The organism is Pontibacter sp. LHS2, assembly GCF_058932845.1.
On record NZ_JBZYWG010000001.1, the window covers coordinates 127,249 to 142,017 of the forward strand.

Consider the following 14,769-nt stretch of genomic DNA (forward strand, 5'->3'; position numbering starts at 1 on the left):
AAGGGGCCTCCGAATGGTGGCCCCTTTTTATTTTACTTTTCAATCATCTGCCTGGCATCTTCCACGGTACTTGCTGACTTGATCAGGCGATCAAGGCCCAGGATCTCAAACACGTTTCGTATTTTAGGTTGCATATTCACCATGACCAGTTCCATTTCCTTTAGGTTGCAGGCCTGGAAGGCGGAAAGCAACACACCCAACCCGGCTGACGAGATATAAGTCAGTTCGCTGCATTCGATTAGTACAAAACCTGAGGAGGAGGCAATCGCTTCTTCCAGCGCATTGTCGGCGTAAACAGACGAACTGGCGTCAAGCTCTCCTTTGAACCGGAGCAAAGCTCCTGAGCCAATCGTGTCTGTTGTAACGCTAAAAGTTTTCATCTATCGTCGTTTTCATCCTTTCACACTGCCACCGGAACTCTTCGGAAATTCGTTTTGCAGTCAAAAAAGGAGCGGTTTGTTATAATGCCTATCATACGCAAAAACATGATTCAGGCTGTACTTCTGGTATTCCTTATACCTTGTAAGATAGTAAGTAACATGCTGGGAAAACAGTACTTGACGTAAAATGCGTATAAATTTGGTTCCGTTAGTTGTTTATTTCTGTTTGATACTGTTGTTAATACGTATAAGGAGCTGTAGGAAATACTGAATTTTTGCTAACTGTTCAAATTTAAGTCAAATGTGAGAGAGCTGAGATTGGACATTCAGTAATTTATTAGGAAAATTGTCATCAGATGGGTCTGGCGGGAAGGCATTCCTAAAGGTCAGCATCAAACCATCATTTCTTCTTTATGTCGTAACCGGCTTTTTTGCTACGATCATAAACTCGATGATTGCCGGACAGAGAGGTACAATTTTTAACCTCTGACTCAAACTTAAAACATGATAAACCTTATAATCACTGATGACCATAAAATAGTGCGTGATGGCCTGAAAGCACTGCTGCAGGACCACGTGGCTGTACGTGTGGTAGGTGAAGCTGCCAGTGGCAGTGAATTGCTGGATTTGTTACCCGAAGTTGACGCTGATATAGTACTAATGGATATCAGTATGCCAGGGATGGATGGTTTTGATACGGCTGCCCATATCCTCAAACGCTATCCGGATCTGAAAGTCGTGGTACTTTCTATGCTGAGCCACGAAAAATACGTGAACCGCATGATGGAACTAGGCGCTTCCGGCTACATTCTTAAAAATGCGGGCAAAGACGAACTCTACTGTGCCCTGCAACTCATAGCGCAAGGTTGCCGCTACATCAGCCCTGATGTGACCCTGGAACTGCTGCGTAAAGTGAAACAGCTGCCAACTGAGATTCAGTCATCAAACGGAAACGGGGAGGAGCACCGAGAACTGTCCAAGCGGGAGCTCGAAGTGCTGTCGCTAATCGGTGAAGGCTATACCAATGCTGAGATCGCCGAGAAGCTGTTTACGAGTAAGCGTACCGTTGAAACACACCGTCAAAATCTGCTGGACAAAACCAAAGCCCGTAATACGGCCGCACTTATCAAGTTTGCATTGCAACGCGGATTGATCTCTTAAAACAAACTAGATTTCTGAAAGGATAGACGCCCAAGCTGCTTGCGTTTTGGTGTGGGCAATAGTGCTGTGGTTGTGGTATTTTCGTATCTTGAGGTACAATCCATAGACCGAAAGCGCCATGCAACAGAACCGTAGCGTCGCCCGACTCCTTTTTGCTGAAGAAACAGATATGGGTGGTCTGCCAATCCGGCAGCCACTGCCTACCAGTCAGGTAGAGCAGCATGATCCGTTCTTGCTGCTGCATCATCATACCACCACGATACCGCAATCAGACTATCCTTATAAACTAGGGGTGGACCCGCATCCGCACCGTGGTTTTTCGCCGGTTACGTTTGTGTACCAGGGAGGCGTGCAACACCGTGACTCCCGCGGCAACGACAGTGTCGTGTGGGCAGGCGGCACGCAGTGGATGAACGCCGGTAGAGGAATCATGCACAGTGAGCGCCCACCCCATGAAATGCAAAAGCAGGGAGGTATACAGGAAATCCTGCAGGTATGGGTAAATACTCCTAAGGCGAACAAAATGGACCAGCCTGCCTATTTTCCTCTGCAAGCCGAAGACACTCCCACCGTTACCGAAGACAATGAACGCGTGCAGATAGCTGTTGTGGCCGGCACCTACAAAAACTTGCAGGGGCCTGTTCGCACCCCAAGCCCGGTCATGGCTCTAAGAATCACTTTAAAAGCCGGAGGCACTTGCGCTATACCTCTACCTGCTGACTACAATGCCTTTTTATACCTGTTGGATGGTCAGATCATGCTAGAAGGTTTCGGTCTGGTCGAAGGACTGAACATGGTGCTATTCAACCGTGACGGCGATGGCTGCAGCCTGACAGCGCAAGAAGACACCCGCCTTTTGCTGATGGCCGGCAAGCCATTGGAAGAGCCGTTGGCGATGCACGGACCTTTTGTGATGAACAGTCAGACCGAGGTGATGCAAGCCATGCGTGACTACCAGATGGGCAAGATGGGGATGCTTTTTGAATAAGCTTATTACCAGGGTAACCCTTGCAAGTCAATGTGCGAGGGTGCCAGCCGGGCAATAGACTGATCAGTCAACAGCATGACATTCGAGTCATATTCCTCCTGTCCGTTGGGTTGATCATACACGAGTCGGCAATCCACCGTATACCATCCCAGGCGTTCATAGAAAGGCACAAGGGCGTCAGCACAGAGCAGCAGTCCTATCTCAGCCTGGAGGTTCTCAAAAAGAAACTTATTCGCTTCTCGCAACACCTTGCTGGCGTAGCCTTTGCCCCGGTGCGCGGCAGGGGTAATTACATTGTTAATGCCTGCCACTTTTCGGCGATGACCATCCACTATGACCTCGCGCTCTACAATATTACAGAAGGTAGCCACCTTACCTTCCTCCTCCAATAGCACAGTCCAGTCAGGCGTTGCCCAGCTGCGCTGCTGCACAAAGGGTACATGCCCGAATTCTCCTGTGATGTAGTTCTGAAGCTCCTCGGATAAAGCAGGAGAAAGTGTCGGATAAGCTATGTATTGAATCATCAGTAATTGAAGCTTGAGGTAAGTTTGCTTTCAGCGCCTGCAAAGTAAAAGATCAGTCCACACAGGTACAAGCAACTGAACTCACATTTCCCCCGGTTTATATTTCCCCATTTCTGGAAGATGCATTCAACTCCCCCAGTTAATGGTGTCACATGGACATGTGAACTAGTGTTATAACATAATTTGTGATATGAATTTTTGAAGTAGCCGGGTAGGCTCAAAAGATGAATTATACTGGCATTATCTGTTTTAGATGCTACACCTTGTTTTTATAATATAATTTTTCTGTGAGAGTGCACCGTATTAGACTTTTTATACAGACATCTTAATTAACAAAAATCCTTTTTATCACCCAGCGGCTTTCTCTCCGGATAAGTCGGTTTATTTTTTTAATACACCTTATGTAACACTTTTATTAATCCCTGTTTTATGAGAAAACTCTTAGCAGTAGTTGTATTCTGCCTGTTGGCGATCAGTCAAGTTTTTGCGCAGGCTTATATGGACAGCAAACTTCGGGCTGCCATTACAGATAAAACCAAACTAGTGCAGGTGGTAGTTACTTTCAAAGGAGAAAGCGCTCCCACTTTACTTGACCTTTCAGCCCTCACGCAGGCTGGTATTACCAAGGGGCTTACCCTCAAATCACTTCCTATTGCCGGTGTGTTAGCCACAGGCCTGCAAATCGAACTTCTCTCCAAAAGTCCACGTGTGCTGTCGCTATACCTGAACGAGTCGCTTCAGTATGAGAACAACTCTGGCACCGCCCTGACCGGGGTGGACAAGCTGCGCACCGAGCCGGTGTTTATGAGCCGCAATGGAGGCCTCCCGCTTACGGGCAAGGGCGTAGGCGTTGTGGTGAATGACAGTGGCGTGGATGGTACGCACCCTGACCTGCAGTTTGGCCGCAACCTGAAGCAAAACGTGACGGCTGCCACTAACCTTAATGCCGTTTCGACGCTACTGCCTTACCTGATCTTAGAAAATGTACCAAACACCGATGCCACAGGCGGTCATGGTACACACGTGGCAGGTATAGTGGGTGGAACAGGACAGGCTTCTCAGGGTTTGTATGAAGGCGTGGCGCCGGGTGCTGATCTGATCGGTTACGGTTCTGGTGCGGCTTTGCTTTTGCTGGATGTGCTTTCCGGCTTCGACTATGCCATTACCAACCAGGCACGCTATAATATCCGGGTAATCACCAACTCCTTTGGAACGACTAGCGACACAGGTACAGAGGTGAATCCGGCTGACCCAATTACTTTGGCCACCAAGCGCTGTGTAGACCGCAACATCGTGGTCGTGTTCTCAGCAGGTAACTCTGGCCCGGGATCTGGCACCATCACCGGTCAGTATAAGAAAGCCCCATGGGTGATCGCAGTGGCGGCCGGCGACAAGTCAGGTCGTCTGGCGGACTTTTCTTCGCGCGGCATCAAAAACAAAGGTGGCTCTTTCTCGCTCGACGGCAAGACCTATACCTGGGAAGACCGTCCGACAGTGACTTCACCGGGTGTGGACATTATTGCAGCACGTGTCATTGCGCCGGTGTCATCGCTATCCATCGATAAAGATGCAACTGAACTGGATCCGGCTCATGTGCCTTATTACACCCACATGAGTGGCACCTCCATGGCTGCCCCGCATGTGGCAGGTATCGTGGCACTGCTGCTGGAAGCTAACCCGGCATTGACTCCTTATCAGGTAAAAGAGATACTTCAGCAAACCGCCACCAACATACCGAACAAAGAAAAATGGGAGGTAGGTGCCGGCTATGTAAATGCCTACGCCGCTGTTGATAGGGTATACCGTACATCGGCGCCTTACGGCTCTACACTGAACATGAACCGCACTTTCCGCAGCAATGTGAACACCAACAATGTAGTGGAGAACTTTACCATCGACTACAATCCTGCCACGACAGCTACCAACAACTATACTTTCCAGGTGGCAGAAGGCACAACCGCCATCGAAGCCAAGATCAGGACAACAGGTCTGCAAGGCGAAACAGGCAACCCAGTGAACCTGTCCCTGATCTCACCATCTGGTGCCGAGACACGCTCGGGTATACCTGCACTGTTTGCCTTGAGCTACGACCGTGGTGTGGCAGTAGCATCCCCTGAACCAGGTACCTGGACATTGCGCATCTCAGGTTTAAATGGTGTCGCTTTTCCGGAGCAGATCAGCGGTGCCGTGAACATGATGACAGCTGCCGGTACATCTGGGCTAAATGATATAGCGGGTCACCCGGCCGAATCGTCGATCATGCTGGCGGTAAGTGCCCGATTGGCTGACGGCTTGAGTGGTGGTAGTTTCAAGCCAGACGAGTTACTCAAGCGTATCGATATGGCAGACTACCTGATGATGGGAGAAGGTATACGGCAGCAGTTACCAGTGAGCGGTGCCTATACCTTGACAGATGTGAAAGAGCGCAACCTGATCGCTGAATCAGTAATAGCTACAGGTGCTGCCCTGCGTGATCAGAAACATGTACAACATGGCATCATGCTACCTGCTGGCCCTGGTAAATTCTCTCCGAATGGCAAAGTAAACCGTGCGGAAGTAGCTTACTCTCTTGTGCAGGCATTGGGCTTGCAGGAATACGCTCTGCAGCGCAATGGTAAAACACCAACCGTAACATACAATGGCAAGAGCTATCCAATAGAGGACGCCGCTGCTATACCTGCCGGACTGGAAGGCTATGTGAGTGTGGCCCTTGAACTGAATATGATCAACGCCTTCTTTACCGCCACGCAGGCACCCTATGATTTAGAGCCAGTACTGCATGCCAGCTTTAAGCCTTTGCAGGATGTGACACGCGCTGACTTTGCTGTGATCATAACGCGTACCCACGGACTGTGGAACAGTGGCGAGCAACCGCTTGCGGCGGAGAGCACCTCCAACCTGGCTATATCGGAAGAAGGCAAGCTTGTCAGCTATCCGAATCCGTTTACAGAAGTGACCACCATTCGTTACGCTGTAGAGCAGGATGGACCTGTCACGGTTGCAGTTTATGATATATTGGGCAAGAAAGTGCGCACATTGGTATCGGAAAGGAAATCAGCCGGTGAGCACCGTATTGACTTCAGAGCCGGTAGCCTGCCAGCCGGTACTTACATCTACAAAGTAGAAGCGGGCGACAAGGTATACTCCAACAAGATGCTGTTGGCAAAATAAAGTCTCAGCCCAAAACAAGTAAAAAAGGCTCTCCTATATGGGAGGGCCTTTTTTGTCCAAACTCGAAACCGGGTCTTGAAATAAACTGTATCACTTTGACAATGTTATAAGTATATTGTACTTAAGCTTTTTTGAGCGTGGTACAGATTGCAGGTTTTCAACGATATGACCGTGCAGTTCCGGTCATCAGGCTCAAATGGAGGAGCAGGTAAACAGAGGGATTTATACAGGGTGTATGGTTTCCTTTGTTTGCTTATTCCAATACTTTTAACCGCTGAGTCCTTAGATGATGATCATTGGGAGGACTGGCAACAAAACCAAGTAGCAATTATTTATGAAAGCATACAGCAAGTGGTATCATCCATACGAGATCAACGAGAAGTATCAGAAACGCGTGGCCTACTTCAGCATGGAGTTTGGCATACACCAAGCCCTCAAGACCTATTCGGGTGGTTTGGGATTTCTGGCTGGTTCGCATATGCGCAGTGCGCATGACCTGCGGCAGAACATGATCGGGATCGGAATCCTTTGGAAGTATGGGTACTATGATCAAGTTCGAAATGATGATCAGACCATGCGGGTGCAGTTTCAGAAAAAGTACTATACCTACCTGGAAGATACGGGTATCATGGTGACGGTGAACGTAAACGGTCACCCTGTGAAAGTAAAAGCCCTGGTACTACGTCCTGAAGTATTTGGAACAGTGCCTATGTATTTTCTGACTACCAATATCGTCGAAAATGACCACCTCGCCAGAACCATCACCTACCATCTTTACGACAGGGAGCCTTCAACCCGCATTGCGCAGAGCATTGTGTTAGGTATAGCCGGTGCCAAAGTAGTTGAAGAACTGGGTGGAGCCGATATCTATCACATGAACGAAGGGCATGCGCTGCCGCTGGCGTTTTACCTGCACGAGAAGTTTGGCAATACAGAAGATATGCGGAAGCGCATCGCGTTCACGACCCATACACCTGAAAAAGCCGGTAACGAGGTGCACGACATTCACCTGCTCAACAATATGTCTTTCTTCAACAAAACATCATTGGAAGAGGCGCGTCGCATGACAGGTATGCACGGCAATTTCTTTGACTATACCCTGGCTGCCCTGCGGATCGCGAAAGTAGCCAATGGCGTGTCGCAACTACATGGGCAGGTGGCCCGCGATATGTGGTACGAAAACGAAAATGTATGCGAGATCAAAGCGATCACCAACGCTCAGAACGCCCGCTTCTGGATGGACAATACCATGCGGCAGGCCCTGGAGCGTGACGATAACCAGGCTTTAGTACAACGCAAAGCCGAAATGAAGCAGGATCTTTTTGAGATAGTAGCTGATCAGACAGGCAAGCTGTTCCGGAAAGACGTGCTCACCGTAGTATGGGCCCGTCGTTTCGCCGCCTATAAGCGAGCTGATTTGCTGGTGCACGACATAGAACGGTTCTTTGACATGATCGCCAAGAAAGATCAGCCTGTGCAGGTGATCTGGGCCGGTAAGCCATACCCATTTGATGAAGGAGCTGTGAGCGTTTTCAATAGCCTGGTGAATCTTTCTTATCAGCGCAAGAACTTCGCCGTATTGACCGGCTACGAAATCGGATTGTCCAAGAAATTAAAGCAGGGAGCCGACATCTGGCTGAATACGCCGCGTCGCCCACGCGAAGCATCGGGAACCAGTGGTATGACTGCTGCTATGAACGGTGCCGTGAATCTCTCTGTGCTGGACGGCTGGCTTCCGGAGTTTGCCCGCCACGGCGAAAACAGCTTTGTGCTCCCGGTGGTTGACAGCAATCTGCCAGATTCTATGCAGGATGAGATCGATCACAAGAACCTGATGAGCATTCTTGAAAATGAGGTGATCCCGACCTATTATAAAGATCGTGGAAAGTGGATGAGTATCGTGAAGCAAAGCATGCGCGATGTGATGCCGCACTTCGAGTCCGACCGCATGGCGCATCAGTATTATGAACTGATGTACTAACAAAAAGAGCCGCCCTGTAATGGGGCAGCTCTTTTTGTTTTAGAGATCTGTTGTTGTTAATTGGCCTGCCTTCCAAAACGGCTTCCAAAGAAGTCGCCGGCTTTCCAGCTTGGCCGCTCGGTTGCGGTGGCAACCTGGTAGCTGATCAGGAAATTCAGCTGCACATATTTCTTACCGGCATTGAAGTCGAACGTATCGTTGAAGTTGTCCTGTGGCTTGTGGTAGTGCACGGCGCGCCACTGCTCCACTTGCTTGTTCAGGTTGTTCTGTCCGTCTTTGGTTTTGTTGCCATACTTGATGTGCAGGGCAGGTATACCTTGCATCACGAAGCTGTACTGGTCGCTGCGAATAAAGCGCATTTGCTCCGGTTCAGGATCTTCTTCCACGGTCATACCCAAATGCCGTGCGGCCGCAGCTACTTCATTTTCCAGTGTAGAGTGATTCGAGCCCAAGCCTACTACAGATAACAGCGGCGCAATGATCGTAGGCATGTCCGTGTTGATGTTCGCCACGATCTGCTCTACCGGTACAGTTGGGTAACGGGCAAAATACGCAGAGCCCAATAGTCCCATTTCCTCGGCGGTCACCATCACAAACAGCAACGAGCGCTTTGGTTTCTCCGGCAGTCTCGAGTAGACTTTACCGATTTCCAACACACTGGCTACGCCTGATGCATTGTCGTGGGCACCATTGTAGATGGAGTCACCGTTAACGGCGCGGCCAACACCCACGTGGTCGAGGTGCGCACTGTGCACCACATATTCATTTTGCAGCTGCGGGTCAGAGCCGGTGATCTTGCCAATCACATTGTGGCTTTCAAAATCTTTATAAGTAGAGGTGTAGCTGGTGCGCAGAGTATGAGTAAGTGGTGTAGAGGCAGGTTTTCCCTGCTTCAGTTGCTCACCCAGTTTAGCCATCTCTATACCTGTGCCTTTTAGAAGTTGCTCAAAGGTTGTGGCATTGATATTGGCCAGCACGCGGATCTTATCCGAAACGTAGTTGCGAGACACGGCTACTTTGCCATTCGGGTCCATCACGCTGTAAGTACCGCCCTGCAAATTCGCAACGCCGGCCTTTGGGTTGTCGGTTGCCACGAGTACGCCCACGGCGCCTTTTTCGGCAGCTATCTTCAGCACCGTCATCATATCACGACTGTAAGCTGACACAGTGGAAGGGAAGCTCGTCGGAGCGCCACGCATCACCACCACGATCTTCCCGGTAGCGTCTATACCCGCGTAGTCATCATACCCAAGGTCAGGGGCGCTAATGCCATAGCCAGCGAAAACCAGCGGGGCTTCGATATTCACCTGCTGCTCTTCGGCATGCGGGTATATTGAGAAATCTTTGTTGTAGGTCAGTTTCAGTTCAGAGCCCATGGAGTCGGCTAGCGTCATGCTGGCTTCTTTGCCGGGAAAAGACTGACGCAAGCGTACCAGTTGCAGGTAGGTGCCGTTCTCACCGCCGGGTTCTATACCTGCCTTTTTATAATGCTCCACTACATAGTCCACCGCCATCTGGTAACCTTCGGTACCGGGCTTGCGGCCCAGCAGTCGATCGTCGGCGAGGTACTTGATGTGGGCCTTTATATCGTTTGGTTTTACTTTTTTGAGTGATTTCTCGACAGGTTTATCGAGGGCCAGCGACTGGGCAGAGGCACTGCCTTGCAGCAAAAGGCTGCAGGTGAGCGCCAGGAACAGAAAGCGTTTCATTCAGATCAGATCAGTTGTTTCACCAAATATAAGGGAAATGCCGCATTACGCCTAAGCCTATACCTGCCCATCGGTACAGAAGGGCAGGTATAGGCTTACTTTCTCCGGTTTTTACGATGCTCAATACGCCGCAGTACCAAGGTCAGCCCTGTGAGAAACAACAGAAAAAGAATCAGACTCAGAACTTTCATACCGTTGCTGCTTGGCGGGAAACAAGAGGATGTGTTATTCAGGTTTTGCTTCTTCCAGATGAACGAGGTAACTGGTCAGTTTGTCCCATTGCAAGCCCTGGAAACCAGCCCAGCCACCTTCCGCGATCAGGGTGTTTAGCATAGAGCGGTCACCGGATTCTTCACCCTGGTTATTGATGTACTCGTTCTTGCCAATCTCTGAACCGATCAGTTTCGTGCCCTGTACTTCCACCCGGAAGGTACTTGTCGCTTCGCTTGTAAAGAAATGCTCGGTTACTTCTTCCTCGTCTGTGGGTGGGTTTGGTTTGCTGCTGGGCTGCACCGTGAACTCAGCCATGTTATCGGAAGTCCTGATGTCGTTTACCTGCACCCAGTTCTCCACTTCAGCGCCCGGGAGTGTCACTTTGACGTAGTTGCCAATTTCAGGTACTTCAGCCGTCGTTTTTCTGCCGCGCTCGTCGTGCAGCTCAAAGGTCGAGTTGATACCCTCCAGGTTGGACCACAGATTGATATTGAATAGCTTCTTTTTTGACTCCTCAAAAGCGGTCCGAGCACTGGCCACGTCAGGGTATTCCTGCTCGTTCTGGTAGAGCTTGTCTTTGGACTCATCGCCCTTGAGTACATTTACTTCTTCTTTTACTTTATCGACTATTTTCTTGATGCCCATATGAGTGTGCTAATTTTACAGCGTTTGTTGATCAAGGTATATACGTTACACCCGACACTTTTAACAGTAGGGTTGCACTAAATTTCTAAAAGCGGCAAATCGCCACCTGCCGCAGGGGGCGATTTGCCGACCGTAAGTATAACTGCCAATCAATGTTTAGAGAGCTTTAGCTTACTGGACCTGCCCTGGCTATCGGTACAGTAGAGCATGTAGATACCTTTGTTCAATTTGATGGCACTGAAATCCAGATGCAGCTTATTGTCTACTATCTCTGGAACTGCCGTTGTCTGGAATATTCTTCTGCCGGCCATATCATAAAGCGTCAGCTCCAGCACCTGCGTTATACCTTGTGGTAGCTGCAATGTGAGCTCATCCCGGAAAGGGTTAGGGTATGCGCTGATCTCCTGCTTCAGTTGCACATCCTGTGCTTCGGTAACAGCCTGTGCCGAGCTTGCGACTATACCTGAGCCAATGTAAGGAGACAGCCGGTTGCCGGGTATAGGCCGCTCCAATGTTCCGTTCGGCAACTGCCAGCCTACAGCGAGGTGGTCGGAACCGCCACCTTCTAAGTGCACAGCTTCAATATAATAGCGCTTGCCAGCTTCTAAAGTAATCTTAGCTGACTGCTGACCAGGCGACTTAAGCCATTCGCGTTCGTACGTCCAGCCCGGCACAGAGGCAATACGCACCTTTTGGGCTGGATCTTCGGAAGTGCTCAGGTATAGCTCAGCCACATCGTCACCCGCGATCCAGAAGGTATACTGCCCAGTGGCAGGGGCGGTCACATAGCCCCGGATGCGCTGCCCGTAATTGGTACCCACATTAACAGGAGCCTCAAAGCTGGTGAGCTCAGAAGTACTGGTCGGTGTGGTGTTGACAGGCACTGCACTCACACTGCTGCCATACACGTTTGCCCAGTAGTTGCGAGTGATCTTGCCAGCGGTAGTTGGCGGTGTGCTGCCAAAAGGCGAGAGCCTGCTGCCAGGTATGGGCCGCTCTAAGGTGCCGTTCGGTAACTGCCAGCCCACAGCCAAATGGTCACCACCGCCGCCCTCCAGGTGCAGGGCCTCGATGTAATAGCGCCTGCCGGCCTCCAGCGTTATCTTCACGGACTGCTGACTGGGTGATTTGGTCCATTCGCGTTCGTACGTCCAGCCGGGAACAGTGGCAATGCGAACTTTTTGGGTCGGGTTATCTGTCGTGCTCAGCCACAGCTCCGCAAAGTCATCGGCAGCGATCCAGAAGGTATACTGGCCTGACACCGGCGCCGTTACATAACCTCTGATGCGTTGGCCATAGTTGGTACCTGCATGAGCAGGCGCCTCAAAGCTGGTGAGCTCACTCACGCTGGTGGGTGTGGTATTGACAGGTATAGCGGCCACACTGGTGCCGTGCACGTTGGCCCAGTACTCCCTGGTGATCTTACCTGAGCCAGAAGTGGTGCCCCCCGTAATGTTCACCGTGATAGGATTGGAAGTGGAGGTGTGTCCCTGGCTGTCGGTGGCTCGTGCCGTGATGCTGTAGCTGCCCGCCGTGGTGGGTTGCCAGGTATAGCTAAAGGGTTGTGTGGCCGAGCTTCCGATTACAGTGGTTCCGGCCAGGTACTCCACCTTTGTCCAGGTGCGGGCCAGGTCTGTGAAGCTGACTTTTATCTCCACATTGCTGCCCACTGTATACGAAGAATTGTTCGCGGGCGAGGAAATGGTGACCGGTTTGGTGGTGGAGGTACCGCAGTCGGGGTATAGGTCCACAAAAGTAGAAGCCGACAAGCCCGCAGGGTCCGTGACCTTCAGACTGATGCGGTAAAAGTAGGTTTCCCCATCGCAGCCCACTGGTGTGATGGTGGCAGATGTGGATGGATTGGTATCGATGGCTTCGGGGTGGGTATGGGTGTTGTGATGCAGTACCGTCTGCCACTGGTACTTCAGCTGCGAAGCGGCATGTTCCTTGTCCGTTACATTGGCGGTCAGCTTGTACACTGTGCTCTGCGTCATAGGGTATTTGGTACCAGCCGCCGGACTGGTGATCTGTACGGTAGGCGGCGTGTTGTTTACTGAAATGGTCAAGTTAGTAGTGGCACTCAATCCGCCGGTGTCAGTTACCTTCAACGTCACCTGATAAGAGGCCAGGCCTGTGGCGTTGAAGGTATGGCTCGGGTTTACTTCTGTCGAAACAGGGGTGCCGTCGCCGAAATTCCATTCATAGCGGAGCGCCTGCCCCTCAGGGTCGGTAGAACCGGAGCTGCTGAGCTTGATGGTAAGCGGGCTCGGGCCATAGAGTTTGTCGGCTGACGCAACAGCTGTAGGAGGCTGATTGGAGCCGGCGCCATAGCTGATTTTGCGCAACTGTGCCGCGTAGTTGATGTAGTAGAGCCCTCCTGAAACCGGATTAGTGGCTATGGCTACCACTGCGGCTCCGTTGTCCACAAAGTTGCTGATCGATTTTGGGTTGTCTGAGGCATCAAACGTAGAGGTCTTGATCCAGCCGCCGACATAATCGCCAAAGAAATAGGTATTCTTATACTGCGCCGGGAAATCATTGCCGGTATACCAGACGCCCCCCGTTACAGAGCCACCTCCGAACTGCGGACCCGAGACAGGAGAGCCGGCAGCGCCGATTTTCACCACCGTAGCATCCTCGCCCGAAAAGGTGCCGGTGCGGGAGCCGCCGCCTTTCTGGACGTGCAACCAGTCAAAAGCTGGCCTTGCGTGCACAAACAGCCGGAAGCTGGAGGCAGGTATAGGCACACTCCAGTTGCAGGGGTTGCCGAAGTAGGGTTGTGTGGTGGCCCTGGGCTGCATGATCAGATCGCGGTACATGAAATACTGCTGGGTACAGCCTCCCTGTCCGTACAGTGGGTTCTGAGCGGTTTGGGTATTGTACACCTGCCGATGGTAATGCCACTCCTGTTGTTCCAGCCCTTCGTAAACGGGCCAGCCGAAGTTCATACCCGATCTGGGAGCGACGTTTATTTCTTCGTAGTTATACCAGCCCACATCACCAATGTACAGCGTGCCTGGGTTGCCAGCTCCGCCTGTACCTGGTTTTATTGTAAAGCGGAATGGGTTTCTAAAGCCCAACGTCCATACCCTAGAGGCAGGAGCTCGCGGATCAGCAGAATTATAGAATGGGTTGGAAGGCAAGCCGTTGCCCGTTGCCGGATCGATGCGCAGGATCTTACCGTTAAGCGAGTTTACCTGTTGTGCCCGGTAGGCACCGATGTTGTCACGCTCTGTAATAATGCCATCCCGCAGTGCCTGCGGCACATAGGTATCATTAGGATTGGCAGGGTCATAACCTGTGTCTACATAACCAGCCGAGGCCGCATCGCCGGTAGAAACCAGCAGCGAGCCATCCTCCCCGAAAACAAGCGAACCCACTCCATGACCCATGTACAGGATTGGTATGCCCTGGGAGATGGACTCCCCGATCAGGATCTTGCGTGTGCTCAGGTCGGTGGTTTTGCGGTTGTCAGAAGAGCGGGCCGTGTAGCGGGTGAGGCGGCCAATGGTGGCACTATTGTACTCGTTGGCAGAGGCACTGTAACTGCCCGTGCCGTGGTAGAGCAAATGGTGCCTGTCTACCACATACAACAGGTAGAAATAACCGTTGGAGTCGAAATTCGGGTCTAACGCAAAGCCCAGCAGACCATGGTCTATCCAGTTGCCCACCTCTTCACTGAAGTCAATGAGCGGGGTAGGGAGCTTCTGGCCATTCTCCACGATCCATACCTTACCAGCCTTTTCCCACACATAGATGCGATTTCCGTCTTTGGAGAAGGTGAGACCTACGGCAGCATCCCAGTTACCCCCTATCTGTACATTGGTAAAGCCAGAGGGCTGCGCCTGCAGTGAGGTAGATGCCAAAAGCGAAAGAAGGAGGTATAGACAGAGGGTATTAAACTTAACATTCCTGACATTAGGGAAAATATGCGTGATGAGCAGGCGCAAACTGGTACAGCCTCGGCAGAGGCCGCTGAGCATGTAATCCTGAAGCA

Annotated in this window: 9 protein-coding genes; 4 read left to right on the forward strand and 5 right to left on the reverse strand. The window is 51.2% G+C overall.

Annotated elements, in window-relative coordinates:
- Positions 1 to 32 precede the first annotated feature (32 nt).
- Positions 33 to 380, reverse strand: a complete 348-nt coding sequence (locus AC5FX6_RS00520) for an STAS domain-containing protein (protein WP_493595072.1) — start codon at positions 378 to 380, stop codon at positions 33 to 35.
- A gap of 504 nt (positions 381 to 884) precedes the next feature.
- Here AC5FX6_RS00520 and AC5FX6_RS00525 point away from each other — a divergent pair.
- Positions 885 to 1,541 carry a response regulator gene (locus AC5FX6_RS00525; protein WP_493595073.1) on the forward strand — a complete coding sequence of 219 codons (657 nt, stop codon included), beginning with the start codon at positions 885 to 887 and terminating at the stop codon, positions 1,539 to 1,541.
- Between the two features lie 118 nt (positions 1,542 to 1,659).
- On the forward strand, positions 1,660 to 2,529 hold the full coding sequence (locus tag AC5FX6_RS00530) for a pirin family protein (protein WP_493595074.1): 870 nt from the start codon (positions 1,660 to 1,662) through the stop codon (positions 2,527 to 2,529).
- A gap of 5 nt (positions 2,530 to 2,534) precedes the next feature.
- On the opposite strand, the gene AC5FX6_RS00535 is transcribed toward AC5FX6_RS00530, so the two are convergent.
- On the reverse strand, positions 2,535 to 3,053 hold the full coding sequence (locus tag AC5FX6_RS00535; RefSeq protein ID WP_493595075.1) for a GNAT family N-acetyltransferase: 519 nt from the start codon (positions 3,051 to 3,053) through the stop codon (positions 2,535 to 2,537).
- A 429-nt stretch (positions 3,054 to 3,482) separates the two neighbouring features.
- On the opposite strand from AC5FX6_RS00535, the gene AC5FX6_RS00540 reads away from it, so the two are divergent.
- Together AC5FX6_RS00540 and glgP are read left to right on the forward strand one after the other, a co-directional pair.
- On the forward strand, positions 3,483 to 6,224 hold the full coding sequence (locus AC5FX6_RS00540; RefSeq protein ID WP_493595076.1) for a S8/S53 family peptidase: 2,742 nt from the start codon (positions 3,483 to 3,485) through the stop codon (positions 6,222 to 6,224).
- Between the two features lie 334 nt (positions 6,225 to 6,558).
- Positions 6,559 to 8,205 carry an alpha-glucan family phosphorylase gene (glgP, locus tag AC5FX6_RS00545; protein WP_493595077.1) on the forward strand — a complete coding sequence of 549 codons (1,647 nt, stop codon included), beginning with the start codon at positions 6,559 to 6,561 and terminating at the stop codon, positions 8,203 to 8,205.
- A 56-nt stretch (positions 8,206 to 8,261) separates the two neighbouring features.
- On the opposite strand, the gene AC5FX6_RS00550 is transcribed toward glgP, so the two are convergent.
- The 3 genes from AC5FX6_RS00550 to AC5FX6_RS00560 form a co-directional block, all read right to left on the reverse strand.
- Positions 8,262 to 9,914 carry a M28 family peptidase gene (locus AC5FX6_RS00550; RefSeq protein ID WP_493595078.1) on the reverse strand — a complete coding sequence of 551 codons (1,653 nt, stop codon included), beginning with the start codon at positions 9,912 to 9,914 and terminating at the stop codon, positions 8,262 to 8,264.
- A 225-nt stretch (positions 9,915 to 10,139) separates the two neighbouring features.
- Positions 10,140 to 10,772, reverse strand: a complete 633-nt coding sequence (locus AC5FX6_RS00555; RefSeq protein WP_493595079.1) for a hypothetical protein — start codon at positions 10,770 to 10,772, stop codon at positions 10,140 to 10,142.
- A 149-nt stretch (positions 10,773 to 10,921) separates the two neighbouring features.
- Positions 10,922 to 14,638, reverse strand: a complete 3,717-nt coding sequence (locus tag AC5FX6_RS00560) for a PQQ-dependent sugar dehydrogenase (RefSeq protein WP_493595080.1) — start codon at positions 14,636 to 14,638, stop codon at positions 10,922 to 10,924.
- Positions 14,639 to 14,769 lie beyond the last annotated feature (131 nt).

Coding starts and splice junctions, on each gene's coding strand:
- AC5FX6_RS00520 (WP_493595072.1), bottom strand. CDS start 380: ATGAAAACTTTTAGCGTTACAACAGACACGATTGGCTCAGGAGCTTTG.
- AC5FX6_RS00525 (WP_493595073.1), top strand. CDS start 885: ATGATAAACCTTATAATCACTGATGACCATAAAATAGTGCGTGATGGC.
- AC5FX6_RS00530 (WP_493595074.1), top strand. CDS start 1,660: ATGCAACAGAACCGTAGCGTCGCCCGACTCCTTTTTGCTGAAGAAACA.
- AC5FX6_RS00535 (WP_493595075.1), bottom strand. CDS start 3,053: ATGATTCAATACATAGCTTATCCGACACTTTCTCCTGCTTTATCCGAG.
- AC5FX6_RS00540 (WP_493595076.1), top strand. CDS start 3,483: ATGAGAAAACTCTTAGCAGTAGTTGTATTCTGCCTGTTGGCGATCAGT.
- glgP (WP_493595077.1), top strand. CDS start 6,559: ATGAAAGCATACAGCAAGTGGTATCATCCATACGAGATCAACGAGAAG.
- AC5FX6_RS00550 (WP_493595078.1), bottom strand. CDS start 9,914: ATGAAACGCTTTCTGTTCCTGGCGCTCACCTGCAGCCTTTTGCTGCAA.
- AC5FX6_RS00555 (WP_493595079.1), bottom strand. CDS start 10,772: ATGGGCATCAAGAAAATAGTCGATAAAGTAAAAGAAGAAGTAAATGTA.